Origin of the sequence: Methylocaldum marinum (genome assembly GCF_003584645.1) — a bacterium.
GTDB classification, from domain to species: Bacteria; Pseudomonadota; Gammaproteobacteria; order Methylococcales; family Methylococcaceae; genus Methylocaldum; species Methylocaldum marinum.
In genome coordinates this window covers 1,740,751-1,766,023 of sequence record NZ_AP017928.1, presented here as the reverse complement: position 1 = coordinate 1,766,023, position 25,273 = coordinate 1,740,751, and the positions used below count along the sequence as shown (strand labels likewise).

Annotated in this window: 30 protein-coding genes; 14 read left to right on the top strand and 16 right to left on the bottom strand. The window is 56.6% G+C overall.

The window, feature by feature from the left end; all coding sequences use genetic code 11:
• Nucleotides 1-199 precede the first annotated feature (199 nt).
• Complete coding sequence (locus sS8_RS07685; RefSeq protein ID WP_119629138.1) at nt 200-1,549, bottom strand: GH1 family beta-glucosidase; 1,350 nt, start codon at nt 1,547-1,549, stop codon at nt 200-202.
• A 257-nt stretch (nt 1,550-1,806) separates the two neighbouring features.
• On the opposite strand from sS8_RS07685, the gene sS8_RS07680 reads away from it, so the two are divergent.
• From sS8_RS07680 to sS8_RS07640, 9 genes are all read left to right on the top strand, one after another.
• Nucleotides 1,807-2,205, top strand: coding sequence for a F0F1 ATP synthase subunit epsilon (locus sS8_RS07680; RefSeq protein WP_119629137.1), 399 nt, complete (start codon nt 1,807-1,809; stop codon nt 2,203-2,205).
• A 1-nt stretch (nt 2,206) separates the two neighbouring features.
• Complete coding sequence (locus sS8_RS07675) at nt 2,207-2,479, top strand: AtpZ/AtpI family protein (RefSeq protein WP_119629136.1); 273 nt, start codon at nt 2,207-2,209, stop codon at nt 2,477-2,479.
• A 2-nt stretch (nt 2,480-2,481) separates the two neighbouring features.
• The gene (locus sS8_RS07670; RefSeq protein ID WP_119629135.1) at nt 2,482-3,156 is read left to right on the top strand and encodes a F0F1 ATP synthase subunit A; all 675 of its coding nucleotides are present in this window, start codon (nt 2,482-2,484) and stop codon (nt 3,154-3,156) included.
• A 9-nt stretch (nt 3,157-3,165) separates the two neighbouring features.
• The gene (gene atpE, locus sS8_RS07665; RefSeq protein ID WP_119629134.1) at nt 3,166-3,432 is read left to right on the top strand and encodes an ATP synthase F0 subunit C; all 267 of its coding nucleotides are present in this window, start codon (nt 3,166-3,168) and stop codon (nt 3,430-3,432) included.
• Between the two features lie 9 nt (nt 3,433-3,441).
• Entirely contained in the window at nt 3,442-4,188 is a 747-nt protein-coding gene (locus sS8_RS07660; protein WP_119629133.1) for a F0F1 ATP synthase subunit delta, read from the top strand.
• Nucleotides 4,163-5,659, top strand: a complete 1,497-nt coding sequence (locus sS8_RS07655) for a F0F1 ATP synthase subunit alpha (protein WP_119629132.1) — start codon at nt 4,163-4,165, stop codon at nt 5,657-5,659. The genes sS8_RS07660 and sS8_RS07655 overlap by 26 nt, the downstream gene beginning before the upstream one ends.
• A complete protein-coding gene (locus sS8_RS07650; protein ID WP_170160989.1) occupies nt 5,656-6,495 on the top strand; it encodes a F0F1 ATP synthase subunit gamma in 840 nt (279 codons plus the stop codon). The genes sS8_RS07655 and sS8_RS07650 overlap by 4 nt, the downstream gene beginning before the upstream one ends.
• A 40-nt stretch (nt 6,496-6,535) precedes the next feature.
• On the top strand, nt 6,536-7,369 hold the full coding sequence (locus tag sS8_RS07645) for an SDR family oxidoreductase (protein ID WP_197716768.1): 834 nt from the start codon (nt 6,536-6,538) through the stop codon (nt 7,367-7,369).
• A 118-nt stretch (nt 7,370-7,487) separates the two neighbouring features.
• Nucleotides 7,488-7,943: a bis(5'-nucleosyl)-tetraphosphatase gene (locus sS8_RS07640; protein WP_119629129.1), complete on the top strand. Its 456-nt coding sequence runs from the start codon at nt 7,488-7,490 to the stop codon at nt 7,941-7,943.
• A gap of 13 nt (nt 7,944-7,956) precedes the next feature.
• On the opposite strand, the gene cysG is transcribed toward sS8_RS07640, so the two are convergent.
• Nucleotides 7,957-9,375: a siroheme synthase CysG gene (gene cysG / locus sS8_RS07635; RefSeq protein ID WP_119629128.1), complete on the bottom strand. Its 1,419-nt coding sequence runs from the start codon at nt 9,373-9,375 to the stop codon at nt 7,957-7,959.
• A gap of 59 nt (nt 9,376-9,434) precedes the next feature.
• Between cysG and sS8_RS07630 the strand changes: the two genes are divergently transcribed.
• Nucleotides 9,435-9,665, top strand: a complete 231-nt coding sequence (locus tag sS8_RS07630; RefSeq protein WP_119629127.1) for a sulfurtransferase TusA family protein — start codon at nt 9,435-9,437, stop codon at nt 9,663-9,665.
• Here the strand turns inward: sS8_RS07630 and sS8_RS07625 are convergent.
• Nucleotides 9,644-10,363, bottom strand: coding sequence for a histidinol-phosphatase (locus sS8_RS07625; RefSeq protein ID WP_119629126.1), 720 nt, complete (start codon nt 10,361-10,363; stop codon nt 9,644-9,646). The two genes, sS8_RS07630 and sS8_RS07625, sit on opposite strands and share 22 nt — an antisense overlap.
• 172 nt (nt 10,364-10,535) lie before the next feature.
• Here sS8_RS07625 and sS8_RS07620 point away from each other — a divergent pair, with 172 nt between their 5' ends.
• The 3 genes from sS8_RS07620 to sS8_RS07610 are packed head-to-tail and all read left to right on the top strand — an operon-like array spanning nt 10,536 to nt 12,731.
• Nucleotides 10,536-11,060 (top strand): RNA pyrophosphohydrolase, encoded by a 525-nt coding sequence (locus tag sS8_RS07620; RefSeq protein ID WP_119629125.1) that lies wholly within the window; start codon nt 10,536-10,538, stop codon nt 11,058-11,060.
• A gap of 16 nt (nt 11,061-11,076) precedes the next feature.
• Nucleotides 11,077-11,541 (top strand): type 2 periplasmic-binding domain-containing protein, encoded by a 465-nt coding sequence (locus sS8_RS29065; protein WP_145986445.1) that lies wholly within the window; start codon nt 11,077-11,079, stop codon nt 11,539-11,541.
• Nucleotides 11,538-12,731 (top strand): porin family protein, encoded by a 1,194-nt coding sequence (locus tag sS8_RS07610; protein ID WP_119629123.1) that lies wholly within the window; start codon nt 11,538-11,540, stop codon nt 12,729-12,731. The genes sS8_RS29065 and sS8_RS07610 overlap by 4 nt, the downstream gene beginning before the upstream one ends.
• Nucleotides 12,732-12,755: 24 nt before the next feature.
• On the opposite strand, the gene cpdA is transcribed toward sS8_RS07610, so the two are convergent.
• The 12 genes from cpdA to sS8_RS07550 all read right to left on the bottom strand — a co-directional run bounded on the left by cpdA (nt 12,756) and on the right by sS8_RS07550 (nt 24,238).
• The gene (gene cpdA, locus sS8_RS07605) at nt 12,756-13,598 is read right to left on the bottom strand and encodes a 3',5'-cyclic-AMP phosphodiesterase (protein WP_119629122.1); all 843 of its coding nucleotides are present in this window, start codon (nt 13,596-13,598) and stop codon (nt 12,756-12,758) included.
• 147 nt (nt 13,599-13,745) lie between these two features.
• Complete coding sequence (locus sS8_RS07600) at nt 13,746-14,261, bottom strand: adenine phosphoribosyltransferase (protein ID WP_119629121.1); 516 nt, start codon at nt 14,259-14,261, stop codon at nt 13,746-13,748.
• Nucleotide 14,262: 1 nt separating this feature from the next.
• Nucleotides 14,263-16,182, bottom strand: a complete 1,920-nt coding sequence (gene dxs, locus sS8_RS07595; protein WP_119629120.1) for a 1-deoxy-D-xylulose-5-phosphate synthase — start codon at nt 16,180-16,182, stop codon at nt 14,263-14,265.
• A gap of 159 nt (nt 16,183-16,341) precedes the next feature.
• Nucleotides 16,342-17,244, bottom strand: coding sequence for a (2E,6E)-farnesyl diphosphate synthase (gene ispA / locus sS8_RS07590; RefSeq protein ID WP_119629119.1), 903 nt, complete (start codon nt 17,242-17,244; stop codon nt 16,342-16,344).
• Nucleotides 17,234-17,464 carry an exodeoxyribonuclease VII small subunit gene (locus sS8_RS07585; protein WP_119629118.1) on the bottom strand — a complete coding sequence of 77 codons (231 nt, stop codon included), beginning with the start codon at nt 17,462-17,464 and terminating at the stop codon, nt 17,234-17,236. Before sS8_RS07585 ends, ispA begins: the two co-directional genes overlap by 11 nt.
• A 324-nt stretch (nt 17,465-17,788) precedes the next feature.
• Complete coding sequence (gene sseA, locus sS8_RS07580; protein ID WP_119629117.1) at nt 17,789-18,643, bottom strand: 3-mercaptopyruvate sulfurtransferase; 855 nt, start codon at nt 18,641-18,643, stop codon at nt 17,789-17,791.
• Nucleotides 18,644-18,654: 11 nt separating this feature from the next.
• On the bottom strand, nt 18,655-19,785 hold the full coding sequence (dapE, locus tag sS8_RS07575) for a succinyl-diaminopimelate desuccinylase (RefSeq protein ID WP_119629116.1): 1,131 nt from the start codon (nt 19,783-19,785) through the stop codon (nt 18,655-18,657).
• Nucleotides 19,782-20,123, bottom strand: coding sequence for an ArsC family reductase (locus sS8_RS07570; RefSeq protein WP_119629115.1), 342 nt, complete (start codon nt 20,121-20,123; stop codon nt 19,782-19,784). Before sS8_RS07570 ends, dapE begins: the two co-directional genes overlap by 4 nt.
• Nucleotides 20,120-20,695, bottom strand: coding sequence for a DUF2726 domain-containing protein (locus tag sS8_RS07565; protein WP_119629114.1), 576 nt, complete (start codon nt 20,693-20,695; stop codon nt 20,120-20,122). The genes sS8_RS07570 and sS8_RS07565 overlap by 4 nt, the downstream gene beginning before the upstream one ends.
• A gap of 352 nt (nt 20,696-21,047) precedes the next feature.
• Nucleotides 21,048-21,854, bottom strand: a complete 807-nt coding sequence (gene mepA, locus sS8_RS07560; protein WP_170160988.1) for a penicillin-insensitive murein endopeptidase — start codon at nt 21,852-21,854, stop codon at nt 21,048-21,050.
• 58 nt (nt 21,855-21,912) lie between these two features.
• On the bottom strand, nt 21,913-22,995 hold the full coding sequence (locus sS8_RS07555; RefSeq protein WP_119629112.1) for a hypothetical protein: 1,083 nt from the start codon (nt 22,993-22,995) through the stop codon (nt 21,913-21,915).
• Nucleotides 22,988-24,238, bottom strand: coding sequence for a hypothetical protein (locus sS8_RS07550; RefSeq protein ID WP_119629111.1), 1,251 nt, complete (start codon nt 24,236-24,238; stop codon nt 22,988-22,990). Before sS8_RS07550 ends, sS8_RS07555 begins: the two co-directional genes overlap by 8 nt.
• A 167-nt stretch (nt 24,239-24,405) precedes the next feature.
• Here sS8_RS07550 and sS8_RS07545 point away from each other — a divergent pair, with 167 nt between their 5' ends.
• A complete protein-coding gene (locus tag sS8_RS07545; protein WP_232020558.1) occupies nt 24,406-24,549 on the top strand; it encodes a DUF2897 family protein in 144 nt (47 codons plus the stop codon).
• Nucleotides 24,550-24,798: 249 nt separating this feature from the next.
• Here the strand turns inward: sS8_RS07545 and sS8_RS07540 are convergent, their stop codons facing one another.
• Nucleotides 24,799-25,218 (bottom strand): secondary thiamine-phosphate synthase enzyme YjbQ, encoded by a 420-nt coding sequence (locus sS8_RS07540; RefSeq protein WP_119629110.1) that lies wholly within the window; start codon nt 25,216-25,218, stop codon nt 24,799-24,801.
• Nucleotides 25,219-25,273 lie beyond the last annotated feature (55 nt).

Sequence of the window (25,273 nt, the reverse complement as noted above, 5' to 3'; positions counted from 1 at the left end):
GATAATTTTTCTTGTGTTTTCAAACTGCTTGTCGCTTGACCCGCGCGATGCGGGGCTTACCTTTCCTGTACGGCCGCGCATTATAGCAATCAAGTGAATAGTGTGTTGCGCGTAAATGCAGATTATCTTTTAAGGACGAGATGATAACAACGTTGTTTTCGTAAGTCGTCCTACGGGGTGGAAGCGCTTCGCGGCAGTCTCAACGCCAGATCTCCTCTCCATTGCTCTCTATGACCTGCCGGTAAAACGAGGCGCTGTCCTTGGGCGTTCTTTTCTGAGTCGCGTAGTCGACGTGCACCAGGCCGAAGCGCCTGGCAAAGCCGCAAGACCATTCGAAATTGTCGACGAGAGACCAGGCGAAATAGCCTTTTAAATTAGCCCCTTGCTGTAGGGCTTCGTGTGCCGCGCGGAGATGGGTCCGGAAATAGTCAACCCGGCGCGGGTCTTCCAAACGTCCGTTCTTCGGCTCCGGGTCGGCAAAAGCGGCACCGTTCTCGGTGATGTATAACGGAATGTCGCCATAGCGCCTTTTGACCCAGAGCAGGCAGGATTTCAGGCCGGCCGGGAACACCTCCCACTTCATTTCGGTGTGTTCCGCGCCAGTTTGCGCTACCGGGGAGGCGCACAGGGGTGCTGCTGTCGGATCGCTGCGGACTACCGATCGGGTGTAATAATTGATGCCGAGAAAATCGATGGGTTCCCGGATCAGCTTTAGATCGTCTTCAGGAAAACGAGGCCAGTCGTGTCCGAAGATTTCGGCAAGTTCGTCGGGATAGGCTCCGAGAAAAACGGGGTCGAGAAATTGCCGGTTCATATAGGCGTGGGCTCTCGCCAGGGCCGCCGCATCCTCGGGACCGTTCGAGGCGGCATACTTGGGTTCCAGATTCACGACCAGCCCGATTTGGCCTTTGCCGTCGGCGCGGAACGCTTGTACGGCCAGACCGTGACCCCGCAGCAGATTATGGGCGGCGACAGGCGCTTTTTCGAGCGATCTGAGTCCTGGGGGGTGGACACCGTGCATGTAGCCGGCATCCATGATCACCCAAGGTTCGTTGAGCGTGGTCCAATGTTGGACCCGGCCTTCCAGCGTTCGGAACATCAGGTGGGCGTAGTCGGCGAACCAGTGGGCCGCATCCCGGTTAGCCCAGCCGCCGAGATCGTCCAACGCGATGGGAAGATCCCAGTGATGCAGCGTGACGAATGGCTCGATGTCGTTGGCGACGAGCGCATCCACCAGATTACGGTAAAAGTCGAGGCCTTTTTCGTTCGGTTTTCCCTGCCCGTTCGGCAGAATGCGGCTCCAGGCGATGCTGAACCGGTATGCCTTCAGGCCCAATTCCTTCATAAGTTTTACATCATCCGCCCAGCGTCGGTAGTGGTCGCAGGCGATGTCGCCGGTATCGCCGTTAAGCACCGCTCCCGGCACGCGGCAGAATCGGTGCCAGTTGCTGGGGGCGGCGCCATCCGCCAGGGGAGAGCCTTCGATCTGATAGGCCGAGGTGGCGACACCCCAGATGAAATCGGCAGGAAATTGAAGCTTATGGGTCATAGTGGGTCAATAGAGTGACTTTTGCGCGGTTTCAGGCACGTTTTTCCGGGCTCCGTTCAGGAACGTGAGCGCGGTGTGTGGGTGATCCGTTGCGTCTCGGCTCGATCTACGAGTTCCCGTCCGGGGATTTTACAGAAAATCCGGTTTAATGAAGCCGGGAAACCGACGTGCCATGATGCTTTTCTAAGCTTTCGACAATCGTTCGAGAGAGTATGTTTACAAAGCTTTCGAGAATATCGAAGATACGGCGACGAGAGATGAGCACCTTTATTCTTAATTTACAAAGCTTCGATCAATTCGAGCGCATTGAAGCTGTGGACAGCTTCGTTGCAGAGGATGCTTCCGGCAGCTTCGGTGTGCGTGCCTATCATGAGCGCTTCATGACCGCCTTGGTATTCGGTCTCGCGCGCTACCGGCGCGAAGGCGAGCCCTGGCAATATTTGGCCTTGCCCGGCGGCCTGGCCTACTTCGTCGAAAATCAATTATTCATCAACGCCAGGCGCTATATCCGGGACTCCGATTACAGTCGTATCAGCAGAGTTCTGACGGAACAGTTGCTGAAGGAGGAAGAAACGCTCGCCGGCCTAAAGCAAAGCTTGCGCCGGCTGGAAGAAGAAATGTTGAAACGCTTGCTGGAAATCGAACGAGGAAGGTGAAATGGACGAGCACGAAAAACTTCGCCGTTCTATCGAGCGGCAGGCGAAACGCATGGAGCAGGCCGAGCGTGACCGTTCGACCCTGTTGTCCCAGACGGCTTTTCTCGGCGTGCTGGCACTGCTCTTGGTCGTGCCCATCATTTTGGGTGCGTATCTGGGACGTTGGCTCGATACACTTTCGGAAAACTATTCAATACACTGGACGATCAGTCTGATTATCCTCGGGGTGATAGTGGGGATCTTTAACGTTTATCTGTTCATGCGCGAACATTGACCATGGAGCAAGCCGAGCTTATCGCCCTGCTGTCGTTCGACATCGGTCCGGTCCATATCGGGCCGACGGTCATTACCACGTGGCTCCTGACCGTTCTGTTGGCAACGTTCTCCTGGCTGGCTACCCGTAAACTGAGCGTAGATAAGCCGTCCGGCCTGCAAGCCATGCTGGAAGGCGTGATAGTTTCCATGGAGCGGGCCATAAGTGCGGTGGCGCCGACTCATGGCGTTAAGTTGCTGCCGTTTGTCGGAACTCTCTGGATCTATTTGGTCGTGGCCAATCTCGCCGGTTTGATTCCGGGGCTCGGGTCGCCCACGGCCGATTTGTCCGAGACGGCGGCGTTGGCGCTTTTGGTGTTTTTATCGGTACACTGGTACGGCGTAAGTACCAGCGGCTGGGCTTACCTGCGCCATTATCTCTCGCCTACTCCGCTCATGCTGCCGTTTCATCTCTTGAGCGAAGTATCGCGAACGATCGCGCTGGCCGTGCGGCTGTTCGGCAATATCATGAGTATCGAACTGGCAGTGCTCCTGGTGCTCCTGGTAGCCGGCTTCCTGGCGCCCGTGCCCTTGCTCTTGCTGCACATTGTGGAGGCACTCGTGCAGGCCTATATTTTCGGGATGCTGGCATTGATTTATATCACCGGCGCGCTTCAAACACACCAGCTACAAAAGTAGGAGTAGTGCATGAGCGATATGACTTGGTTTGTCGTCTTGTCCACAGTCGGCGCGGCGCTGGCCATTGCCTTGGGCGTCGTGGCTCCGGGTATCGCGATGGGCAGGGCGATATCCCAAGCGCTCGAGGCTTTGGCGCGACAACCGGAAGCGGAGAAGGCGATTACCCGCACCTTGTTCATCGGCCTTGCCATGATCGAATCCCTGGCAATCTACGTGCTGGTCGTCGTATTGATCATCTTGTTCCGCAATCCGCTGCTGGAATATTTGCTGAGATAAGGCCGTTCCATGAGTTTTGATTGGACGACCTTCGTACTGGAACTCGTCAATTTCATCGTTCTGGTTTGGATACTCCGGCGTTTTCTTTATCGGCCCGTCTTGAGCGTTATCCAGGCGCGCCGGCGGAAGATCGAGGAACAGTTGGAAAGGGCGGACCAGGCGCGTTCGGAGGCATTGGCGGCCAAGGAGGCATGCGAGCGGAACATGGCGAACTGGGAAAAGGAAAAAGACCTGGCCAGGAGTGATTTGGAGAAGGAGATCGCCGCGGAGCGCGAGCGTCTCCTGGAAAGGCTGGCGGAAGAGGAGTCCGCTCGGCGCGCTAAAGATCGGGCGCAGGAAGAGAGAGAGCGGCAAGAATGGATGCATACCACGGAGCAGCGCGCGCTCGAGCTGGCCGGTCGCTTTACGGTGAAGCTTTTGGAGCGGTTGGCTTCGCAAGAATTGGAAGCGAGCCTCATCGACTTGGCTTTGAGTGATCTCGGTCGCTTGCCGCAAGCCGAAATCGACAAACTGCGATCGGCCATGGCCGAAGATGCTGTGGAAGTATCAAGCGCCTACTCGCTGGACGCGGGTCGGCGAACGGCTTTAGCGCGTGTGATCGGACAAACGGCAGAAAGCGAGGTCAAACCGATATTTAAAGGAGATCCCACGTTGTTGGCGGGGATTCGGATCCATGCGGGTTCCTGGGTCTTGTCCGCCAATCTCCGTGACGAACTGAAATTTTTCCAAGATGCCTTTTCACGCGACGCCGCGTAACGGCTCCTCACTCGCACGGCTCGGTGAGCAAGTGGAGCACTATCGATTCGGTTTACGCCTGGAAGAATACGGGAAGGTTCTCTCGGTCGGAGACGGTATAGCCTGGATCCGCGGCTTGCCGTCGGCCGCCATGGACGAACTCCTGATGTTTGGCGACGGCAGCCGCGGCCTGGTATTCCATCTCGGCAATCAGCGGCTCGGTGCCATCCTGCTTGAACAAACCGTAGGTCTGGCTTCCGGATCGCCGGTTTATCTCACCGGCCAGCGATTGGCTCTAAGTGTCGGCGACGGACTGGCCGGACGAGTGATCGATCCCCTGGGAAAGCCTCTGGACGGCGGGCCGGCCCCGGAGCTGGCTCTTCGGCGGGAGCTGGATGTTTCTTCACCGCCGATCGTCGCCCGGGATTTCGTCGATCGTCCGCTCTACACCGGCACCAAGATCGTCGATGCCATGATTCCCCTGGGGCGGGGACAGCGGCAGCTGATCATCGGCGATAACGGCGTCGGAAAAACCTCACTGGCGCTCGACGTCGTGCTCAACCAGCGTGACCGCGACGTATTGTGCGTTTACGTGCTGATCGGTCAGAAGCGCTCCGACACCATCAGTGTCATCGATTTATTGCGGCGTTACGGTGCATTGGCTTACACCACGGTAGTCGTGGCCGAGGCCAGCGATTCGCCGGGGCTCAAATACCTGGCGCCGTTCGCCGGGTGTGCCGTGGCCGAGTATTGGATGTGGCACGGCCGGGACACTTTGATCGTTTATGACGATCTTTCAACCCACGCACGCGCCTACCGCGAGCTGTCCTTGCTGTTGCGCCGCCCGCCGGGACGCGAAGCCTATCCGGGAGATATTTTTTTCCTGCATTCACGTCTGCTCGAACGTTCCACTTGCCTTGCGGCCTCTCACGGCGGCGGCAGCATGACCGCCCTGCCTATCGTGGAGACCGAGCAGGGGGAAATTGCCGCCTATATCCCGACCAATCTGATTTCGATCACCGATGGCCAGATTTACCTGGATCGCCGCCTGTTCGGCAGCGGATTTCTCCCGGCAATCGACATCACCCGATCGGTTTCCCGCATCGGTGGACGTGCGCAGCACCCGCGCATCAAGGAAGAAGCCGCGCGCATGAAACTCGATTTTTTGCAGTTTCTGGAGCTGGAGACTTTTACGCGGTTCGGGTCCAAGCTGGAGGCGTCCATGGAACAGAAGATTCGGCGCGGTCAGGTGCTGCGCGAAATCCTGAAGCAAGAAAGGCTGGTGCCGCTGTCGCCCGAGTTTCAGTTAGCCTGGATGGTGGCGTACAACACCGGCCGATTCGACGATCCCGATCCCGCTACGATTCGACAACAACTGGATGTCCTCGCCAAGGGCCTGGAACGTTTTCCCATCGATTTATCGGCCAGCCGTGAAGAGTGGAATCAATGGCTGGATCGCCGTTTGAGCGGCATCGGGCGACACGGCGGATGAGTCGGCGAGCGGAAGTCGAGCAGCGCTTGCGGCGTTTAGGGGAAATCGCGGATATCATGACCGCCATGAAGACGCTGGCCCTGATCGAAACGCGCAAGTTCAGCCGATTCATGGGACATCAGCAGCGTCTGGTCCAAAGTATCGAGTCGGCTAGCTCCGACTTTTTGGCCTTTCATCCGGAATTTCGGAGCAATGACCAGCCAGCGGCAGGCGGATCGCATGTGTACATCCTGATCGGATCGGAACGCGGCTTCTGCGGCGATTTTAACGAAGCGATCATGGCTGCCCTGATTGCCCTGCCGCCGATTCGACCGCGCTTGGTCGTGGTCGGGCGGCGGCTTGCGAGCAAACTCCAGGATTACCCGGGAGTCGAAGCCTGGCTGGATGGGCCCAACGTCGCCGAGGAAGTGCAACCTGTTTTGAACGAACTGATGGCGGTGCTGCATCGTGTGCGAGCGGAACAGACCCAATGGAAGCGCCTGAGCGTTCTTTCCCACGATCCGGAAGGCGGCGTCGCCTCTCATATTCTCTTGCCGATCATGCCGTTCGAAGAAGTCGGGTTTCCCTATCCTCCGAGGCTGAATCTCGATCCGACGGCATTCTTCGCCGAACTCACCGAACATTATTTGCTCGCAAAACTCCCGGGTTTGTTCTACGCCTCGCTGATGGCCGAGAATCGTCGTCGCCTGGACCACATGGAAAACGCTTTACGCCGGATGAACACCAAGATCGAGGATCTTCGGCGCAAAAGCAACGCCTTGCGCCAAGAAGAGATCGTCGAGGAAATCGAAGTCATTCTGCTGAGCGCCGAATCTCTCCTGAACCATCAAAGCTGAAAATGAGTAATTCCCGATTTTTCCGACCTTTTCTGTCATGATGAATCAAAACAAGACGATTCTCATTACCGGTTGTTCTTCCGGCATAGGCTTGTGTGCCGCCCGTGGATTGCGGCAGCGGGGTTACCGTGTATTCGCGACCGCGCGGAAAGACGGCGATGTGAAAAATTTGAGTACCGAAGGGTTCGAAGCTTTCCGCCTCGATCTTGCGGATTCCCATTCCATCGGAGTAGCCTTGGACCAAGTATTACAGCGCAGCGGCGGCAGTCTGTACGCGTTGTTCAATAACGGTGCCTATGGCCAACCGGGTGCGGTGGAAGATCTGAGCCGCGCCGCACTGCGCGAGCAATTCGAAACCAACGTGTTCGGAACGCATGAGCTGACTTCGCTAGTCTTGCCGGTGATGCGCAAGCAAGGCTATGGGCGCATCATTCAGAACAGCTCGGTGCTCGGTTTCGCCGCCATGGCCTACCGAGGAGCCTACAACTCGAGCAAATACGCTCTGGAGGGTTTGTCCGACACCTTGCGACAGGAACTGGCCGGCACCGGAATTTTCGTTTCCCTGGTCGAACCCGGACCGATTTTGAGCCGATTTCGGGACAACGCCATGACCATGTATAAGAAGAACATCGATAGGGAGCGGAGCGTGCATAGGCAGAAATATTTGTCCATGGAAGCACGTCTGGCGAAGGAAGGCGCCGCCGTGCCGTTCACCCTGGGTCCGGAAGCAGTACTCAAGGCCGTTATCCATGCGCTGGAGTCGAAAAGACCGAAAGCCCGTTATTACGTCACATTTCCCACTTATTTGTTCGGTTTTCTGAAGAGAGTTTTGCCGGATCGGGCACTCGATGAGTTGCTGCGGCGAGTCGGCTGAGCAAATTGCCGGCGGCATTCCCGGTAGGCGGCTTGCCCTCGGATTCGCAATTCGTTTTCTATAACTAGGGGATTGGCTCGAAATCCCGCTTCCATCGGCTTGTCGGAGTGGCTTGCTCATGATCAAGAACTATATTTTGTCGGCGGGCGTGGTTATCGTGCGCGGCAGCGCCGACGAGCCGCGCTATCTGTTGCTCCGCGCATTCCGCTATTGGGATTTCCCGAAAGGCGTGGTGGAGGAGGGGGAGGATGCTCTCGCCGCGGCACAGCGCGAGGTTTTGGAGGAAACCAACCTGACCGGATTGAATTTCCGTTGGGGTAAGGGTTACCAGGAGACGCCGCCTTATGGCGTGGGCAAGATCGCACGCTATTATCTGGCCGAATCTCCCCGGGGCGAAGTGTATTTACCCGTCAACCCGCTGCTCGGCAGGCCGGAGCACGACGAGTTCAGATGGGTGAACTTCAAGGAAGCGAATAAACTCCTCGGGTCCCGTCTCAGAGCGATTTTGAACTGGGCCGACTGGCTGGTTACACGCGAAAGGCATTATAGCTCGGACTCAAAAGAATCTTTCTGACTCATTCCCGCTGTCAACGGCCATGCCGAGGTATGTCGGACGGCCGGAACCAGTCGAGTTTCTCCCGTAAGGTAACGACGCTACCGATGATAAGTAGTGTCGGCGCCTTGACGCCGGATTGGCTCACCAGGTCCGGCAGGGTTTGCAGGGTACCGGTCAATACCGTCTGATGCCGGGTGGTCCCCTGCTGAACGAGAGCGGCGGGCAGACGCGCCGGGCAGCCATGTTTGATCAACCTTGAGCAGATTTCCGGCAATCCTTGAAGTCCCATGTAAAAGACCAGCGTTTGGCCGGGCCGGGATAACTGGTTCCAGTCGACAGCGATGAGCCGGCCGTCTTTCATATGTCCGGTCAGGAAAGTGCAGGACTGGGCGTGGTCACGGTGGGTCAAGGGAATGCCGGCGTACGCGGCACAGCCCGAAGCGGCGGTAATTCCGGGAATGACCTGGAAGGCTATGCCTTCGTTCATCAGGGTTTCGATTTCCTCTCCGCCCCGGCCGAAAATAAACGGATCGCCGCCTTTGAGCCGGACGACTCGTTTGCCGGTTTTGGCAAGGTCGGCGAGAAGCCGGTTGATTTCGGCCTGAGGGAGCGTATGGTCGTTACGCTGCTTGCCGGCATAGATCTTTTCCGCATCCCGCCGGATGAGTTCCAGAATCTCGGGGGAAACCAGGCGATCATAAACCACGACGTCGGCTTCCTGGATCAGTCGTAGTGCCCGGACGGTCAGCAAATCCGGATCACCCGGTCCGGCACCCACCAAATAGACCATTCCGAAATTCAGGTTTTCCGTGCAGGAGGTCTGGGCTGTGATGGCTTGTTCCAGGCGTTCGGCTGCTTCATCATCCCTTCCGGCGAAAACGAGTTCGGCAACGGATCCGGAGAGGACGGTCTCCCAAAACCTCCGGCGTGCTTGCGGAACTTCGATCGCCTGCTTGACCCGGGTTCGGAAATTTTCCGCGATCTTGGCCAGGCGGCCATAGGCCGGCGGTATCAGAGATTCCAGCCGCATGCGCAGTATGCGAGCCAGAACCGGAGACGCGCCGCCCGAGGAAACGGCCGCTACGATCGGAGAGCGGTCGATGATGGCGGGAAAGATAAACGTACAGAGGACCGGCTGGTCGACAACGTTTATGAGGATATTGTGTGTTTTCGCCGTCGCGGCGATTTGGGCGTTCAGATCGGCATCATCGGTTGCCGCCACGATCAGCTTGAAGCCGAGCACGTCCTGAGGCTGGAATGCCTTCCGGACCAAAGTCAGGGTTCCGCAGTCGCCTAGTTTCAGCAGCTTGTCATGAAAGTCCGGGGCAAGGACACTGACTTTTCCGCCCGCTTGAAGCAGGGTCTCGGCCTTGCGGACAGCGACCGATCCGCCGCCGACGATCAGGCAGGGCTCGCTTTTGAGATTGACAAAGATCGGCAAATAATCCATAGGGTGCGGTTTTGCTAAAATGGCGCGGTTGTCACGGGTATTCCAACGGGTATAGCTGAATGGTGCAGGTCGATCTTGAAATAGACACTTCGGGGCTAATGTGCCCGCTGCCGTTGCTGCGATTAAAAAAAGCTTTGCAGACTATGGAAACCGGCCAGGTGGTGCGGGTCCTGGCTACCGATCCCGCCTCCGTCCTGGATTTCGGCGTTTTTCTGGAACAGGCTGGACATAAGATGCTGGATCACAGAGAGGAGACGGGTGTTTTCTTTTACTTGATACGCAAGGCCTGATGTCTTTCTTGCAGTAACCTGGCGTGGATTTCGGGGCAGCGGCCGTTACGCAGGCTGATTACCGGCCAACCGTTCCGTACGGCATGGGTTTCCAGCGTCTCGTCGGGGTCCACCGCAACCGGAAACCGTACCAATGAAAGTAGCGGCAGGTCGTTGTGCGAATCGCTGTAAAACCAGCTAGCGGCTATATCGTAGCGGTTCTCCGCCAGCCACGCCTCAAGGCGCTGTACCTTGCCTTCACGAAAGCACGGAGTCCCCGTGAACCGTCCGGTGTAACGGCCGTTCTCGAATTCCGGGGTTGTCGCGATGAGATGTTCGATGCCGTAAAGCTCCGCGATCGGCTCCGTCACGAAGCGATTGGTGGCGGTAATTATGATCGGTACATCGCCTTGGGCACGGTGTTTTTCGATGAGCGCCGCTGCGGCGGGCAAGAGTATCGGCCTGATCTTTTCATCAATGAAGGCTGCACGCCATGCGTGCAACGCATCGATTTCATGGTCGGCAAGCGGGCTTAAGGCGAATTCCAGGAACGCCGCAATATCGAGCGTTCCGTTCCGATAATCCGCGTAAAATTGGGCATTTGCCTCTTCGTAGCGGATTCGGTCCACGATTCCTTTCTCGACCAGAAATTGTCCCCACAGATAGTCGCTGTCGCCACCTAGAAGGGTGTTATCAAGGTCAAATATTGCCAGACTCACGCGTTTCCTTTAAATTCGAATCGAATGCTAGCGCTGAGATTTACAAGTTAAAAAGGATTTACCGAGTACCATGGAGCCGTCCGCAAGTCGCGATGACCGCGCCGGGGCTTCGGGCAGATCCAACGCGCTAGGATTATATCACCGAGGACAGCATTAGGATTTCACTCTGACCATGATCGACGCGGATGGTTATCGCCTGAACGTGGGCATCGTTTTATGCAATAACGATGGCCGCGTTTTTTGGGCCAGGCGAGTCGGCATGCGTTCCTGGCAGTTTCCGCAAGGCGGTATAAAATTAAACGAAGCTCCGGAAGCTGCAATGTACCGAGAGTTGTACGAGGAAGTCGGGCTGAAAAAGCATGACGTGCAACTCATCGGACGAACCCGAGATTGGTTGCGTTACGACCTTCCGGAACGATATATCCGTAAACATTCGTTTCCGCTTTGCATAGGCCAAAAGCAGCTCTGGTACATCCTGCGTCTATCCGGCGAGGAATCGCGGATCTGCTTGCATCGCAGTGACAAGCCCGAGTTCGATGCGTGGTGTTGGGTCGATTATTGGTATCCGGTGAGCGACGTAGTGTATTTTAAACGACAAGTCTACCGTCAAGCGTTGACGGAGCTGGGAAATTATCTGGCACCAGGAACGGCTTCAGTCAGTCCTGTCGATTCGTTGTCTGCTGGCCGAAAAACCTAGCACCGCGAAACCCGTTTTGAACCTCCCGCTATTAGAGCCTGCGCGCAAGTATTTGTTTGTCGCGCGTATTCTTACGCTTGCGGTCTTTTTGTTCATTGCCAGACGGGCGGACTCCGAATCCGCCGTAGTGCATCCGGATGCCCCCGTCACCGAAATCAGCCAGCAGGAAGCTCGGGCAATATTCACGATGTCACAGCGTTCTTGGCGAGACGGCAGTCCGGTAGTCGTGTTCGTTCTGCCGGATAACAGTCGGGTCCATAAAGAGTTCTGCAAAAAGCATTTGGGGATGTTTGCACACCAACTCAGGCAGACATGGGATAGAAAAGTTTTTTCCGGAACGGGCCAGGCTCCCGAACCGGTATCAACCGTCGAGGAAATGCGTACGCTGATTTCAAAGACGCCGGGAGCAATTGGCTACCTGCCCGATGCGGAAATTGACCGCACCGTACGCTCGATCACTATCCGTGAAGGCGTCCAATGACAAAATTGTTCGGTCCAAAGAAGGTTTGGTTAAAAGCTGCTCCGCTGATTTTTTGCTGCTCCCAGAGTTCGAGTGCCGATTGGAAAGATACGTTTCAATATCATGGCTTTATCAGCCAAAATTTCGTTCTGAGCTCCGAAAATAAATTCTATGGGGAAAGCGAAAAGGGAAGTTTCGATTTTACCGAGGCCGGATTCAACCTTTCACTACGTCCGCTGACTCGCTTAGGTCTGGCGGCCCAGGTATTGTATCGCCGCGCAGGAGAGCTGGAAGACGAAGAAGTGCGCTTGGACTACGGCGTAGTCGACTTCACTGCTCTGGAAGCGGTAGAGGTCCGCGCGGGACTCCGCTTGGGACGTGTAAAAAATCCGCTCGGCTTATATAACGAGACTCGCGATGTGGCCTTTACCCGCCCTTCGATTTTTCTCCCGCAAAGTATCTATTTCGACCGTACTCGGAATTTTGCGCTTTCATCGGATGGAGGCCAGGCATACGGTGAATACGAAAGCCCTATCGGGGCATTTTCGCTAAGAGTTAATGTGGGGGTACCTACTGTCGATAAATCTCTGGAAGGATTGACGTTTGGCAGAAATCGGCCGGGAGAGTTGAACGGAAAATTGTCCTATCTCGGTCAATTGCTTTATGAATACCAGAGCGGCCTGGTTCGTCTTGCGTTTACGACTGCGTCAGCCCATGCGAGTTACGACTCCACACGAAATGATCTTCTCCAGGATGGCGAATTCCGGTTTCAGCCGTATATATTTTCCGCTCAATATAACGGTGAACGCCTTTCGTTAACCGCGGAATACGCAATTCGCGATACTAATCTAAAGGGTTTTGGCCCATTATTCCCGAATGTCACTACGACATCGGAAAGTTACTATTTCCAAGGCGCTTATCGTCTCACCGAGGAAATCGAGGCTCTGGTCCGTTACGATGTTTATTATTCGAATATAGGCGATCGTTACGGCGGCAAATTCGAACGTCAAACCAACAGACCCGGCTCGAGTCGTTTCGCAAAGGATTGGACCGTCGGCGTACGCTGGGATATTACTTCCAATTGGATGGCGCGAGCGGAGTATCACCGCGTACATGGCACCGGCTGGCTTTCGGATACGGAGAATCCGGATCCGAAAGCGCTCGACCCGGACTGGGATTTGTTTGCTCTCGAGCTATCCTTTCGCTTTTAGCGAACGAGTGGATTTGTAGCTCTCTCAATATCCCTTCGTCGTGAACTCCAGGCCCGCCGGAATTTCGGCGAGCCGCTCCACGCCGGTATCCAGGGTTCCATCCGAGTACAGTTCGATCCAGCGGTAGCCGGGAGGAAGCCGGTCAACGGCAAAATCAGGACTTCGGGGTTTAAACTGAAAGCAGGTCGAAGGCGCTGCGAGCAGACGCAGCGGACCGCGCATTTCGTCCATTGCTTGGTGAACATGGCCGAATACGACGGCCCGGGCGCGCGGAAATTTTTGTACTATCGCGAAAAACGCGTCGGCATTTTCGAGCACCATGGTATCCATCCACGAACTGCCGCTGGATATGGGGTGATGATGAAGTGCGATCAAAGTATAACGGTTGGGCGAACTCGCCAGTGCCGTTTCGAGCAGGCGGAGCTGTTTGTCCGATAAACGCCCGCCCGGCTTGTCGCGGATCGTGCTGTCCAGGCAAATGATCTGCCATTGATTCAGGGTTATTTGAGGCTGGATACGAATGGTTTCGGTCGGCAAAAGCTCTTCCATGAGGCGAGAATCGTCGTGATTTCCCGGAAGGCAGTAACAGGGTACATCCAAGGCGCCCAGTCTCCGTTTTAGCCGTTCATAGCTTGACACGCACGGATCCTGCACCAGATCACCCGTCAAGAGTGCAAGGTCCGGACGCCAGGGCGCTTGCGTGGCACGTTCCAAAACAGCCGCAAAACTCATCTCGGTTTCCACTCCGAGCAAAGTTTGACCGGGTTCCTCGAGAAAGTGGAAGTCGGAAATGTGAAGAACGCGGGCAACCGCGGTCTTCCCATTTGAGAGTACATCCGTGCTCTCGATCTGGCCCGCGCTGCTCATCTGACGTTCGGTCGGTGGGAAACGCTGTTTGGCGCAGATGGAAGCGGCAAATTCATCGGTGAGATTCGATTCAAGGCTTCCCCTGACAGATGAAAAGCGCCGTATCTACGCTCTTCGGCAGTGACGGTGCTGTTGCGCAAGTAAGAATCAATAATGTAAGAGTGAATGGACCGAGTATCGTTCCAACTTTTCCCGGCCCTTCAGCTCATCGAGTTCCACCACGAACGCGCACGCCACGATTTCCGCGCCGAGAGCTTCGACCAGTTCACAGCTGGCTTTGGCCGTGCCGCCGGTAGCCAGCAGATCATCGACCAACAGGACTTTGTCTCCGGAGCCTAATGCGTCGATATGTACTTCCAGTGCGGCCGATCCGTATTCGAGGTCATAGTTGATGGTTTGCACGTCATAAGGGAGCTTGCCTGGTTTTCGAAGGGGGATGAAGCCGACACCGAGTTCCCAGGCGACCAGGGAGCCGAAAATAAAACCGCGAGCTTCCATCCCGGCAACGGCGGTAACTTCCCGGTCCAGATATGGATGCAGCAAATGATGCACCGCCAGTCTGAGGGTCACGGGGTTTTTGACCAGAGGCGTGATGTCTTTGAAGAGAATGCCGGGTCTTGGAAAATCCGGAATATCCCGGATGGCGGCTCTGAGTTTTTCCATGTCAGAGCCCTCGAGTGGCCACCGTAACGCGGGGAGAAGCCGGCTTCAAGGATTCGAGGCTAAGCGAGTATTGCTCGATACGTTTTATGATCCCCTCGGAATCCAAGCCGCAGAGCGCCAGCAATTCTTCGCGGCTACCTTGTTCGAGAAATTGGTCCGGCAGCCCGAGGTTGAGTATCGGCACGTAACACTGGCGAGCGTTCAAAAGTTCGTTCACCGCGCTGCCGGCCCCACCTGCGATAGCGTTATCTTCGATGGTCACGAAGATTTCGTGAGTTTTCGCGAGTTCGAGAATCAGCGTTTCGTCCAATGGTTTCACGAAACGCATGTTGACCACGGTCGCGTCGATTTTTTCACCCACTTCGAGCGCGGGCGCTAACAGGGTGCCGAACGAGAGGATCGCAATCCTTTTGCCGCGCCGCCGTATTTCACCTTTTCCGATCGCAAGCGCGGCCATCTCGCTGACCACGGCGACGCCCGGGCCTTTACCGCGGGGATAACGAACCGCCGTGGGTCCGTTATGCTGAAACCCGGTAAAAAGCATCTGCCGACACTCGTTTTCATCGGCCGGCGCCATGATCACCATGTTCGGGAGGCAACGCATAAAGCTCAGATCGAAGCTACCGGCATGGGTCGGTCCATCGGGTCCGACCAGCCCGGCTCGATCGATAGCGAAAAGCACCGGCAAATTCTGAAGCGCCACATCGTGTATCAGTTGGTCGTAAGCGCGCTGCAAGAAGGTCGAATAGATTGCGACCACCGGCTTGTATCCTTCACAGGCCTGGCCGGCGGCCAAGGTTACCGCATGCTGCTCGGCGATGCCGACGTCGAAGTAACGGTCCGGAAAACGGGTCGAAAATTCCACGAGTCCGGAACCTTCCCGCATGGCGGGAGTAACGCCGAGCAGCCGGCTGTCCTTTGCCGCCATGTCGCACAGCCATTGTCCGAAGACTTCGGTGAAGGTAGGGCTCCCCGGCTTCGACTTGGGCAAATGATCTTTGGTGAGATCGAATGACGACACCCCGTGGTAAGCGACCGGATCTTTCTCGGCCGGCAAATAGCCTTTACCCTTCCTGGTGACGACGTGCAAAAATCTGGGGCCGGGCAAATCCCGTAAATTACGCAGAGTCGGAATCAGCGTGTCGAGGTTGTGGCCGTCTACCGGACCGATGTAATTGAAACCCAATTCTTCGAAGAGCGTGCCGGGGGCGACCATCCCTTTGACATGTTCTTCGGCGCGGCGAGCGAGTTCCCAAACGCTGGGCATACTCCTCATCAGAATCTGCTTGCTGCCCTGTCGCACCGTGGAATAGAACTTGCTGGAGAGGAGCTTTGCCAAATAATTGTTGAGAGCGCCCACGTTCGGCGAGATGGACATCTCGTTGTCGTTGAGCACGACCAGAAGATTGGCGTCGAGCACGCCGGCGTGGTTAAGCGCCTCGAACGCCATGCCGCCGGTCAGTCCGCCGTCTCCGATAATTGCGACCGCGTGGGTGTCGCGCTTCCGAAGCGATGCGGTAATCGCCATCCCCAGTGCCGCGCTGATCGACGTGCTCGAGTGCCCCACCCCGAAACAGTCGTAAGGGCTTTCATCCCGGTTCGGAAATGCGGAGAGTCCATCTTTCTTGCGGATCGAAGGCAATCTTTCACGGCGGCCGGTCAGAATCTTATGAGGGTATGCTTGATGGCCCACATCCCACACGAGCTTGTCTTCAGGCGTGTCGAAGACATAGTGCAATGCAATGGTCAGTTCGACCGCACCCAGTCCGGCAGCCAAATGACCGCCCGACCGACTCACGCTGTTCAACAAGAAAGTGCGCAGTTCATCCGCGAGTTGGACTAGTTGGTCTTCGGGTAGGGCGCGTAAATCCGCGGGACTGCCGACGGTTTGCAGAAGAGGGTATTCGTTCGCGTTATTCATTGATGTTATGAGGCTTCAAACCAGGCTTGTTCGCGGTAAATGGTGGCACCGAATCAGGCATAAGCCGACCAATTATGAAACTCGAAGTTTGTGCTTTCAAGGATAGATTGTTCTTGCGATGCCGTTTCAAGGCGGTGATATTCCCTTGGTCGTGAGCGGCTAGGCACGCCGTTCGATGATAAAAAGCGACAGTGCGCGAAGGACCTCCGCCTCCTCGCCGAAGCCGGATAGCGAGGCCAGGGCTTCCTCATGGAGTTCGCGCGCCTTTTGTTTGGCCTGAGCCAATCCGAGGAGAGCAGGATAGGTGGGTTTGTTATTGTTCTTGTCCTTGCCTTGGGTCTTGCCCAAGGTCTGCGTGTCGCTTTCTTCGTCCAGCACGTCGTCCTGAATCTGGAAAGCCAGGCCTATGCATTTCGCGTAATGATCGAGCTTATCGGCAGTTTCCCTTTCCAGCGAGGGATTAGCCAGAGCCGCCAACTTGACGCTGGCTCGAATCAGCGCTCCGGTCTTTCTTATGTGCATATTCTCCAAGCTCGGCAAATCCAGCGCTTTTCCAACCGATTCCAGATCTATGGCTTGACCGCCGACCATCCCCAGAGACCCGGCTGCCGTTGCCAGTGTCTCGATCATTGCAAGCCGGTTAACGGCAGGTACCGCGATCGACGGATCGTGGGCCAGAACGTGAAAAGCCAAGGCCTGCAGGGCGTCCCCGGCCAGGATCGCGGTGGCTTCATCGTATGCGATATGGCAGGTCGGCTTGCCGCGGCGTAGATCGTCATCATCCATCGCCGGCAAATCGTCGTGAATCAGCGAATAAACATGAATGAACTCCACCGCACAAGCAGGTCCGTCGAGAGTTTCGGATGCTACGCCGACGGCCTGCCCGCTGGCATAGGTCAGCAGCGGACGCAGCCTTTTTCCGCCTTCCAGCACCGAATAGCGCATTGCTTGATGCAGCCGCTCGGGCATCCGGTCGGCAGCGGGCAGTCTATGATCCAATGCCGATTCTACCCGTGCCTGGCAGATCTGCATGAAGTGATTCAAGTCGGTTTCAAGATTCATCGGCAAAGGGCTTTAATGTAGATTCTCCGTTTTCTTCCAGCAAAATCTGGACCTTTTGTTCCGCTTCCTTTAAGGCTTTTTGGCAGAAGCGGGTCAATTGAATCCCGCGCTCGAAAAGCTTGAGTGATTCCTCCAAGGGAAGGCTGCCTTGTTCCATGCGTTCGATCAATTGTTCCAGTTCGGCCAGGGACTCTTCGAAATTCAGGTTTTTCTTGGCCATATGGCATGTCGACGGAAAATTCCGGCACCTTGGTTGGAAGCGGGCGTTCATTATCTCAGATGTTGGTACCTGATAAAAATCCTCGGATTTTTCCAGTAATCGTCGGATTGATGCCCAACCGGCGGCGCCAAACGGATTGGAAGCCTGCCTAACCATCACATCGATGAGGCTGAAAACGAATACACTCCCGGTACTTCGGGCGGCCGCGAGGGCCGCGCGCGGTACGCGCCAAACCTCGGCTCGCGCGGCATGGCGCCTCTCTGCCCCGAATTCACCCCGCCCAAACGACAGGCCGGGTTAATATGCGTGCGGCTTCCGAGGCTTTTAGCCGACGCTTACCGGAGTATCGCTTAGGCTAGCCCATTCCGTCCATGAGCCGTCGTAGACAGCGACGGATCCATTGCCAAGGCAATACAGACCGAGAGCGAGTATAGATGCGGTTACGCCCGTTCCGCACGTCGTCACGATAGGTTTTTCGAAATCCGTGCCGGCGTTCTCGAAAGCCTGTCGGAGCTCGGCAGCCGACTTCAGGCATTGTGTCGAATCGTCGACCAAATTCTTGAAGAAAAGGTTCCTGCTTCCCGGGATATGGCCCGACCGGATGCCGGGGCGAGGTTCCGGTTCCGTTCCGGCAAACCGCCCGGGCGAACGGGCATCGATGATTTGCGTTCCCGCATCACCGACGAGTGCTTTCATTTGTTCGAGGTTCCGCACCAGGTTTGCGTCGAGGCCGGCCTTGAATGGGCAAGGTTCGGTACTGACAGGGCTCGAGTCCAGGGGTAATCCCTTGGCTTTCCAGATCGAGAGCCCCCCGTCCAAAACCGAGACGCGTTCATGGCCAAACACACGGAACGTCCACCAGACCCGGGCCGAAGCCATGAAGTTGTTGCTGTCGTAAACAACGACGCGGGTCTGGTTATCGATGCCGAGCTGACCGACCGATGCGGCGAAAACCTCGGGGGAGGGCAGCATGTGCGGCAGCGGACTGTTTTGGTCGGCGACGCCATCGATATCGAAAAATCGCGCACCCGGAATATGTGCGGCGGCATATTCCTGCTTTGCGTCGCGCCCCTGGTTGGGGAGGAAAAAGGTGCCGTCGAGTATCACGACGTCGGGGGAGCCCAGCCGTTCAAGCAGCCATTCCGCGTCTACCAAGGGAGATTGCAGATCTTTGTCCATGATTGTGGCCTTTATTGGGCGAGCAGGTTAATCAGGACCTGCTCGTAAACCTTTGAGAGTCTGTCTATGTCTTCGATACGCACGTGTTCATTGACTTTATGAATAGAGCCGTTGATCGGCCCCAGTTCGACCACCTGGGCTCCGGTGGGTGCAACGAAGCGGCCGTCCGAGGTACCGCCGCCGGTGTCGAGCCTCGCACGCTGATCGAGCACGGTTTCGATGGCCCCTTGAGTGGCATCGATCAGTTCCGGCCGCGTCGTCAGGAATGGTGAGCCGGACAGCCGCCAGTTCAGTTCGTATCTCAAACCGTGTTTGTCCAGGATGGCATGGACGCGCCGTTTTATGTCCTCTTCCGTCAGGGCCGTGGAAAACCGGAAGTTGAACAGGATTTCGAGCCGTCCCGGAATCACGTTTTCGGCTCCGGTTCCGGCCTGAATATTGGATATCTGGAAGCTGGTGGGAGGGAAGTATTCATTGCCTTGATCCCAGACCTCGCTGGTCAGCTCCGAAAGGGCCGGTGCGAATCTGTGTATCGGATTTTCAGCCTTGTCCGGATAGGCCACATGGCCCTGCACGCCGAATACACGGAGCATGCCGCACAGCGACCCGCGCCGGCCGATGCGGACCACATCTCCGAGTGAAACGAAGCTGGAGGGCTCGCCAATAAGGCACCAGTCGATTCTCTCGTCGCGCTTCTGCAAGGCTTCCATGACTTTGATCACACCGTTGGCCGCAGCGCCTTCCTCGTCGCTGGTGAGGAGCAGGGCGATCGAGCCTTTATGATTGGGATGCTTGACCACGAATCGGATCAATGCCGTAGTCATGGCGGCAACACTGCTCTTCATGTCCGCCGCGCCCCTGCCATAGAGATAACCGTCCCGGACGGCGGGTTCGAACGGGGGCGAGTGCCAGTCCTCGGAAGGTCCTGCCGGCACGACGTCGGTATGTCCGAGGAAAACCAGCAAGGGCGCGGAATCGCCCCGCTTCAGCCAGATGTTCTTGGTGTCGGCGAAGTTGAACCATTCGGTGCGGAAGCCAAAAGGCTCCAGCCGGGCGGAAATTAAATCCATGCAGCCCGCATCGTCGGGCGTGACCGAGGGGCGGCGGATCAGTTCGACAGCCAAATTCAACGTGTCGCTCATAATATCCCTTGGTATTGTTCCGGGGAAAACCCGGCGAAAATTTTGTCGTTTGCAACCAATACCGGCCGTTTGATGAGTGTAGGAAAACGGAGCATCAACTGCAGCGATTTTTCCCGGGTGAGATCCTGCCGGTCGGTTTCGGAGAGCTGGCGCCAAGTCGTGCTCCGCCGGTTGAGAAGGGATTCCCAGCCGAGCGCGCGTTCCATTTCTTCCAGGACGGGCCTATCCAGCCCGTTCTCGCGTAATTCGTGGAACCGGTAGGCGATTCCGCGCGTTTCGAGCCAGGCGCGGGCCTTCTTGCAAGTGTCGCAGTTGCGGATGCCGTAAAGTTCAGTCATGGGTCGAACTCGATGTCTTCGATACTGGAAATTCGTGGCTCCCTGCGCCCGTCCGATTCGACCAGATACAGGGGGTCCTTGCGGACCACCGATGCGATGGTCTGTTTGATTTCTTCCGAGTCATAAAACGGACCGGCTTCGATCCTCACCAATGGCAAACCGGCAGCGTCGCAGATTGCTCTCAAGGGATCCGCGGGCGGCGCCGGCCCCTTTCCGGAAACGGGATGTTCGTACAGTTCAAGGGCACAGGCGACGGACAGATCGGTTTTAGAGCACAAGAGGAAATCGAAACATTGGTTGGCAACCCGCTCCAAGGTTTTCCGCGCGCCGCTGCCCGCCCCTTCGTAGCGAGCGGAAATGAGCTCCGTCACGGGAATCTTGCCGAAAATTTCATAATCTTCGCCAACGGCTTGTTTCAGGGCGAGAAAGAAAACACGTTCCTCGGGCGAAAACAAAAAATCTTCGCTTCGATAAGCGGATTTCCTCGATTTTTCGGATGATTTCGGTGCGCTTCGGATGATCAAAAGCAAGCTGGCGAGGGCGGCGATCCCGATAAGAATCAACCATGTCATTCATTTTCTCCAAAACGCAGTGTTGTTCTAATAGCAGAACTCGTCGGAAAAGCGCCGAGCACTCATTCACAGAAGGATCCAATAATGCTGAACGGGACTCTCCGGCTAGAGCACTAAGCCGGGGCTGATGCAGGCGATGACTGTATCGTCTGCGGGCATTATACCCAAAGCGCTTAGCCTGCGATGTACCGCCACCCGGCCGCCGGCCGGAAGAGGCGGAACCATGGAGCCGGTCGAGGAGTGATTGCGCCTCGGCGCTTGTCCTTACGGTTTTCGGGAATCTCAAGTTCTCGGCGGTGCGCGAAGATGAACTTGTAGACCGGGAGACCGCGAGAGCGATGCGGTTCGTCTCTCATCGCATCCGAGGGAGTTGCCCACGATCCAGGATAGCTTGGCAGGCGATGGGCATGGGGCGTTTCGGCGCTTTCGGCTTGATCGGGCTCGGAGGGTGTTCCTGAAACCACCATGAGAGGCTGGAATCGCAGCCGTCACCGGGCGGTACGGGGTCCTGTCGGATGCAATCCGGACTGTCGGATGGGCAAGCGAGGCGAATATGGAAATGGTCGTGATGGCCATACCAGGGGCGGAGCTTTCTTAGCCAGGTTCGATCGCCTTGGGTCGTACGACAGAGTTCTCGCTTGATGTGCGCATTGACGAAGACCCGGTCGATCGCGGGAATCGTCGCCGTTAGTTTCAGCAGCCGCGCGTGCTGCTTGCTCCAGAGTCGGCGATCGAGGCCTTTCCCGGCACGGTTCAAGAGGCTAGGGGCGGGAATGTTGGCTCGCCATTCGTCAGCTTTCGCATAGCGGCCGGGATCCAGGTTAAACCAGATATCGGCGTCGAGACCGGTTTGATGGCTGCGATGGCCGAACGGCATAGGGCCGCCTCTCGCCAGAGAAAGATCGCCGACTTGAATCACGCCGATCGATTCGCTCGCGCGCTCGCCCAAAGTCTCAATCGTCCGGATCAATAATGGATGGCCGAAGTAGCGTTTCCTCTCCAAGTGCATGACGAGAAACCCGTCGCCCTCGGTGGGCAGAGAAGCCGCTCCGCTGATGCAGCCGTTGTTGGTTGTACCGATGGCGAGCGGAGGACCATCGGCCGGGCCGGCTACCTCAGCCCAGGGATTGCCGAAAAGAGTGCCAGGAAAGCAGAGCAAAAATAGAGTTTTTCGAATCGAATACATGAGGGGGTAGTGGGAACCTGAATCGAATCGGCTAGTCGCTGTCCGGATGTGGCGTCATTCCGGGATCCTGCGGCTTTAGGGTCTTTTGGCTTTCGCCCAATGGAAAACGACGCTTGGCGTTGATGACCCAGCCTTTGGCCTTGGCAATCTTGACGTCGCGTATCTCTTCCTCAAGGAGCAGACGCTGGCGCTCCAGCGCGAGCAGCTCGATTTCACGTTTGAGCTGGTTCTCGACGTCGTCCAAGGCGCCGGCACGCCGGCTCTTTTCGGCCAAGTCGGCCTCGAGTTCCAGCTGCTTCAAGCGGGTCTCGTGATGGATGCGTGCCTCGCGGAGACGCACTTCGCTATCATATTGTTCGGCCGCGCGGGTTTCTTCAGCCGTCAGCTCAGCGCGGACGTGCTCGGCTTCATGATCCCGTCGCGCCTTGCGCAATTCGGTTTCCCGCTGCATCAACTCCAGCATCCGTTTTTCGTGTTCCAGTCTGAGCCTGCGTTCGTTCGTTTCACGTTCGTAGTTTTCCCGTGCCAGCCTTTCGTTCAATTGGCGACGGCGCCGGATCAGTTCGAGGTAGATGCCGTTGTGTTTCGAGTCGATGTTTTCGGCGTACTCTTCGATTTTGTCGAGATCGGCGAACACGGTTTGGATCGTACACCACGCGCGGCACTGAATATCGCGCACTGCCAACAGTTCGTTGACGACGGTTTCGATGCGGCGTTCCATGAGGACGTTGCTATCGTCAAGTCCCGCCTGGTCCAATTGTCGAAGCTCGTGTTCGGCGGCATCTTGCAGCAGCGTTCGATAATTCGCTCTGATGTAGCCACCGAGGTCGGCAATGTGGTCGGGATTGGCATGCGCGTATTTGACGGTCGGCTGGAAGCGTACCGACAGCGCCGCCTCGATCGTGCAAAGAGTCCCCAGTTTGAGCGGTTCCAGGGGGATCTGCCAATCTTCAATTTTCAGGTCGTATACGCGGTGGTAAAAACGCCGGACAAAGCGTTGGGGGCGAGGAAATATACGGCGGTAAGGGCCGAGAACGGAGACCACGATGCGGCGGTCGCCTTCGAAACCCGCTTCCCAGCGCAAGTCGGTGTCGAGTGGGCTATCCTCAAACATAACCTTTCCTCTTCAGGATATCGTTCAGCTCGTTCTGGTTAGCCGGTTGTTCCGTGGGGTTGGCCGTTTGTCGACGCTTCAAGCGTTCGGCGATGATCGGGTAGAGATTGGGAGCGAACTCCACCGATTTGTCGTTGATCTTGCGAAGATAACCGCGATTCAGGAGAAACGCCACGGAGAACATCCGACTCCAGTCGGAATAACGGCGCGCCCTTTCCAGTTCCGTTTTTTCGATCACAAACTCCAATTCGTCATTTTCATTTATGGTGAATTCTCCGAATTGCCGGAGACCGAGGTAGGCCAATTCCTTTTCGTCTTCGCTGAGCGGGCCGGGTGCGGTGGATTCGAGCCGATAGGACAGGAACAGAATGAAGAAGTCCACCATGGCGGCCAAGGCCAGAGTGAACCAGGAGATGTTCTTCCACATGGCGAATGACGGTGTGATGCCGAGGGAAAATTCCGCGTAGGAGCCGAATCGCGGCGCCTCGATGGGGAGAGTGCCATAGTTCGAGGCCAGGATTTCCGCTTCCCCTTGCAGATCCTGGAACGTTCGGATCAGTCGCTCATAGGCCGCAGCATCGTTTACCATGAGTAAAAATTCCTGTAGCGCCGACCTGACCTCGGATAAACGCTTTTCCAGCGCCTCCGAATGGCCGTTCAGCTGCTTCAGTTTGGCTTCTTCGTTCTGCAGTATCTCGTTGTAAAAGCCCCAGACCTTACCCTTTCCGATCTGCCCCTGCATTCCCGGATGTGTACCCAGGTACGCCCGCGTGGCGTCATCCGAGGCTAGTTCGACGCGCTTCTGCTGAGCAGCGATCAGCCGGCTCTTGAGACCGACTAGGTCTTCAATGTATCGGTTCGCATCAAGGACGATGCCGGTTTGCCTTTCAAGCAGGATGGCATCGCGTTGAGAAAATTCGTAAAACCTGAAATAGGCGAATGAAATCGATACGATTAAGGCGACCAACAGCGAAAGCAGCACGCTGAGGTAGCGCATGGGATTCGCACGCCAGCGCATGCCGGCTAGCTCCAGCGTGCAGATCACGATCATGGATTGCACCGCGATGGTCATGATCAGTGCGATCCACTGCGGAATGAAATAGCTGAGGCCGTAGCAAGTGTTGTATCCTTCGGCGACGCTGAGCGACAGCACGATGGGTATCGACAGGATCCGGAGCAGGCCGACGAAGGTGCTCTGGACGGCATTCAACCATTGTCCGATGCGCCAGGTAGACGCGGTCATGGATCGCAGCCCTCGGTGTCCGAGTTTCGCCGCTCGATTTCTATGGAGTGCTGGTCTTTGAGTAAGCGTGCTGGCATCGGAGTCCAAGCGGTAAGGTAAGTTTCGGGCGTCGGCGTTTCGGGCTTATCCTAGTGGCTGACTCATGCATTTGTGAAGATGTGATTGTTATGGGAATGTTTTGGATCGCGATATTGCTGGTGGTCGCTCTCGTCATCGGCAACCTGATGATTCTGCTTCGAACTGCGAAAAAGCCCAAAATCCCGGATTCAGTCAAGCCGAAACCGTATAAAGACGATGACGAGAACTGGTGAGGGGACTGAACGAGTCGGTTCCCCGTACCGTCAAGACCGCAAGCCTCTGCGTCATCGAGGCGGCGCTGCTCCTGCCTCGACGGTGCCGCCGGCGAGTCTCCTGTCCGGATATCTCGGTTAGCCATTCCCGGGCGCGTCGTCCAGTACTGCTCACGGCGCTTTTACAATTCTTCGCGTGGGCCGGGGACTCTCGTGGTCTCCGATCATTTCGAGCCGAGGCTTGAGTGCTTTCCGGCATCGTCACTCGGCCTATTCGCCAATAATTTTTACCAGGACCCGCTTCTTACGGCGACCGTCGAACTCGCCGTAAAAAATCTGCTCCCAGGGGCCGAAATCGAGCTGCCCGCCGGTAATGGCCACTACCACTTCGCGGCCCATGACCTGTCGTTTCAGGTGGGCGTCGCCATTGTCTTCGCCGGTGCGGTTATGGAAATAGCGGCTGATCGGTTCGTGCGGCGCCAGATTTTCGAGCCAGGTTTCGAAATCCCGATGCAGCCCGGATTCGTCGTCGTTAATGAACACCGAAGCGGTGATGTGCATGGCATTGACCAAGACGAGGCCTTCCCGTACTCCGCTTTCCCTCAGACAGGCCTCCACCTGCCGGGTGATATTTATGAATGCGATCCGGCTCGGGGCTTCGAACCAAAGTTCTTTGCGATAGCTTTTCATGTCTGCGGTTCTCCTATTGTTCGGGTGTTCTGTCTTGCGTGAATCGAGGAGATTG

Bases quoted from the DNA above. Each gene is read 5' to 3' on its own strand.
- sS8_RS07685 (WP_119629138.1), bottom strand. From the start codon at position 1,549: ATGACCCATAAGCTTCAATTTCCTGCCGATTTCATCTGGGGTGTCGCC.
- sS8_RS07680 (WP_119629137.1), top strand. From the start codon at position 1,807: ATGAGCACCTTTATTCTTAATTTACAAAGCTTCGATCAATTCGAGCGC.
- sS8_RS07675 (WP_119629136.1), top strand. From the start codon at position 2,207: ATGGACGAGCACGAAAAACTTCGCCGTTCTATCGAGCGGCAGGCGAAA.
- sS8_RS07670 (WP_119629135.1), top strand. From the start codon at position 2,482: ATGGAGCAAGCCGAGCTTATCGCCCTGCTGTCGTTCGACATCGGTCCG.
- atpE (WP_119629134.1), top strand. From the start codon at position 3,166: ATGAGCGATATGACTTGGTTTGTCGTCTTGTCCACAGTCGGCGCGGCG.
- sS8_RS07660 (WP_119629133.1), top strand. From the start codon at position 3,442: ATGAGTTTTGATTGGACGACCTTCGTACTGGAACTCGTCAATTTCATC.
- sS8_RS07655 (WP_119629132.1), top strand. From the start codon at position 4,163: ATGCCTTTTCACGCGACGCCGCGTAACGGCTCCTCACTCGCACGGCTC.
- sS8_RS07650 (WP_170160989.1), top strand. From the start codon at position 5,656: ATGAGTCGGCGAGCGGAAGTCGAGCAGCGCTTGCGGCGTTTAGGGGAA.
- sS8_RS07645 (WP_197716768.1), top strand. From the start codon at position 6,536: ATGAATCAAAACAAGACGATTCTCATTACCGGTTGTTCTTCCGGCATA.
- sS8_RS07640 (WP_119629129.1), top strand. From the start codon at position 7,488: ATGATCAAGAACTATATTTTGTCGGCGGGCGTGGTTATCGTGCGCGGC.
- cysG (WP_119629128.1), bottom strand. From the start codon at position 9,375: ATGGATTATTTGCCGATCTTTGTCAATCTCAAAAGCGAGCCCTGCCTG.
- sS8_RS07630 (WP_119629127.1), top strand. From the start codon at position 9,435: ATGGTGCAGGTCGATCTTGAAATAGACACTTCGGGGCTAATGTGCCCG.
- sS8_RS07620 (WP_119629125.1), top strand. From the start codon at position 10,536: ATGATCGACGCGGATGGTTATCGCCTGAACGTGGGCATCGTTTTATGC.
- sS8_RS07610 (WP_119629123.1), top strand. From the start codon at position 11,538: ATGACAAAATTGTTCGGTCCAAAGAAGGTTTGGTTAAAAGCTGCTCCG.
- cpdA (WP_119629122.1), bottom strand. From the start codon at position 13,598: ATGAGCAGCGCGGGCCAGATCGAGAGCACGGATGTACTCTCAAATGGG.
- sS8_RS07600 (WP_119629121.1), bottom strand. From the start codon at position 14,261: ATGGAAAAACTCAGAGCCGCCATCCGGGATATTCCGGATTTTCCAAGA.
- dxs (WP_119629120.1), bottom strand. From the start codon at position 16,182: ATGAATAACGCGAACGAATACCCTCTTCTGCAAACCGTCGGCAGTCCC.
- ispA (WP_119629119.1), bottom strand. From the start codon at position 17,244: ATGAATCTTGAAACCGACTTGAATCACTTCATGCAGATCTGCCAGGCA.
- sS8_RS07585 (WP_119629118.1), bottom strand. From the start codon at position 17,464: ATGGCCAAGAAAAACCTGAATTTCGAAGAGTCCCTGGCCGAACTGGAA.
- sseA (WP_119629117.1), bottom strand. From the start codon at position 18,643: ATGGACAAAGATCTGCAATCTCCCTTGGTAGACGCGGAATGGCTGCTT.
- dapE (WP_119629116.1), bottom strand. From the start codon at position 19,785: ATGAGCGACACGTTGAATTTGGCTGTCGAACTGATCCGCCGCCCCTCG.
- sS8_RS07570 (WP_119629115.1), bottom strand. From the start codon at position 20,123: ATGACTGAACTTTACGGCATCCGCAACTGCGACACTTGCAAGAAGGCC.
- sS8_RS07565 (WP_119629114.1), bottom strand. From the start codon at position 20,695: ATGACATGGTTGATTCTTATCGGGATCGCCGCCCTCGCCAGCTTGCTT.
- sS8_RS07555 (WP_119629112.1), bottom strand. From the start codon at position 22,995: ATGTTTGAGGATAGCCCACTCGACACCGACTTGCGCTGGGAAGCGGGT.
- sS8_RS07550 (WP_119629111.1), bottom strand. From the start codon at position 24,238: ATGACCGCGTCTACCTGGCGCATCGGACAATGGTTGAATGCCGTCCAG.
- sS8_RS07545 (WP_232020558.1), top strand. From the start codon at position 24,406: ATGGGAATGTTTTGGATCGCGATATTGCTGGTGGTCGCTCTCGTCATC.
- sS8_RS07540 (WP_119629110.1), bottom strand. From the start codon at position 25,218: ATGAAAAGCTATCGCAAAGAACTTTGGTTCGAAGCCCCGAGCCGGATC.